The sequence below is a fragment of the Asanoa iriomotensis genome (genome assembly GCF_016862515.1).
Classification (GTDB): Bacteria; Actinomycetota; Actinomycetes; order Mycobacteriales; family Micromonosporaceae; genus Asanoa; species Asanoa iriomotensis.
In genome coordinates this window covers 1-1,025 of sequence record NZ_BONC01000182.1, presented here as the reverse complement: position 1 = coordinate 1,025, position 1,025 = coordinate 1, and the positions used below count along the sequence as shown (strand labels likewise).

The window sequence follows — 1,025 nt, the reverse complement described above, 5'->3', positions numbered from 1 at the left end:
TGCCGCCGATGGAGGTCCAGCCGCTCCAGGTGCCGTTCCAGGTTTTCTGGTAGACGATGCCGCTCGGGCTGTGGGCGAACACGTCGTATCTGCCGTCGTGGTAGACGACCGCCGGCGTGCCCTCCACCGTCCCGCCGAGGGTCTCCCAGCCGAGCCAGCCGCCGTTGGAGCGCCAGGTGTTCTGGCTCAACTTCCCACTCGGACTGACCCCGAACACATGATGCTCACCGTTGACGAACACCGACGCCGGGCCGCCAACCGAACCCGGCAGGGTCGACGCGGACCAGAGCGCGTCCACGATGCGTTGCGCGTCAGCGGCCTCGGGCTGGTATCGGCTCGGAAAATCCGACTGTTGTACGGCCTGGCACACCTCGCCGATCGGCGCGGTCATCCACGAGTTGCCCGGGTACTCCCGGAACAACTTGTCGAGGAACGCGTTGGTGGCCCAGATCGGGTCGAGTCGCTGGGCCTCGGTTCCCCAGGGGGCGCGTTGCTGGAACAGGCCGAGGCTGTCGTGGTCGTACTCCACGTTGATGTTCTGGATGTTGCTTTCCACGATCGTGGTCGTGATCGCGATGACGGCGGCGCGCGCGGCGAGGTCCCGGTCCCGGACCGCCTTGACGACCATCCGGGCGCATGAGACGCGGTACGCCGTCATCGCTCCGGCCAACCTGCCGGTCAACTGTCCGTTCAGCTGGGTGGCCCTGGCGCCGTCAGCAGCGCTGGTGCCGGCCGGGTCACATGGGACCGTGCTGACTGCGGGCGCACCGCTCGCGGGGACCGCGAGTGCGCCGAGGGCCGCTATCGAGATCATTGCCGCGAGTCCAACCCGCGGCAGTGTTCGTCCCATTGGGGCTCCTTCTGCCAGGCAAGGGGTGCCCGGGCTGCCTGGCTGGGCATTGGGGGACCAGGCAGCCCGGAGTAGAGGGGTTCGCGGCGCTCAGCCGAGGATGCCGCCGATGGAGGTCCAGTCGCTCCAGGTGCCGTTCCAGGTCTTCTGGTAGACGATGCCTGCGGGACTGCGG

General features: G+C 68.3%; 1 protein-coding gene. It reads right to left on the bottom strand.

Annotated elements, in window-relative coordinates:
* Positions 1-850, bottom strand: an 850-nt coding sequence (locus Air01nite_RS40870) for a DUF8189 domain-containing protein (RefSeq protein ID WP_505606731.1), incomplete at its 3' end; no start/stop codon positions are given.
* Positions 851-1,025: the final 175 nt, after the last annotated feature.